We start from the raw sequence: 944 nt of genomic DNA on the forward strand, positions 1-944 counted from the left end.
ATTTAGCACCTTAAAGGTGCGGGTCTCGGCAAGTAAAATTTAAAAAATTATACAAATTTAACGCTATAATCACGCTCGTTTTAAAGACGCAAAAATTTAAAGGATAAAAATGAAAATTTTCTCGCACTATTTTTAGCGCTTAGTTTTGCCGCTTCGTCGCAGGCGTTCGGCGGCGAAAAACCGAGCTCTACGAAGCAAAACGCTCAAATTTTACCCCCGAGCGAGCTAAAATTTACGCCGCGACCAAAGCTAAAAGGAAAGCAAACGGGCGAGCTGGAGATGAGGTTTAGCTACGACGTAGAAAGGACGGGCGAGTACGATCCGGAGAGCCGCCTGGAGCTAAACAATGTCTATGAGCGCATCTATACGCCTGAGGGCGAGACGCTGTTTTACGGTAGGCTATACGGCTATATCAAGCCGCCCTTACATCACCCGCAAAAGCAGATCGTCAAATTTATCAAAAGCGGCCAAGAGCGCTGGATCGAGATAGATTTTTATCACGCAGACGGCATGCATAGCGGCACGCTGCAGCTGTGCTTGTGGGACGATATAAACGTCGAAGTCAAAGAGGCTTTTGACGAAGGCAACGTCGCCGGGCTATATAAATCGAGCAATAAATTTGACGTGATGCTGGGTATCTTTTCGGACAATAACAACTTCTCCTACACTAGCGACGGCAAACCGCGCCAAAGGCACTTTATCACGGTGCGCTCGGGGCCTAAAGAGGATTATTACGAAAACTACGGCGAAAACGGCGCGATCGAGAACACGAGCTACCAAAAAGACACGGTATTTATCTGGGTAAAGACGTTTTATCCAAACGGCCGACTAAAGTCGCTTAACGACTACGAAAATAAGATCGAGCGGGAGTATGATGAGAAAGGCAAAATAATAAGAGACGAGAAATTTTGAGGTTTGCGGCTTGTCTCGCGAGTGCTTTTCCG

The 944-nt window shown here is 46.6% G+C and carries 1 protein-coding gene; it reads left to right on the plus strand.

What is annotated here, in order from left to right:
- Positions 1–279 precede the first annotated feature (279 nt).
- A complete protein-coding gene (locus H740_RS02710) occupies positions 280–912 on the plus strand; it encodes a hypothetical protein (protein WP_004322368.1) in 633 nt (210 codons plus the stop codon).
- Positions 913–944 lie beyond the last annotated feature (32 nt).

The sequence above is a fragment of the Campylobacter showae CC57C genome, from assembly GCF_000344295.2.
GTDB lineage: Bacteria > Campylobacterota > Campylobacteria > Campylobacterales > Campylobacteraceae > Campylobacter_A > Campylobacter_A showae_B.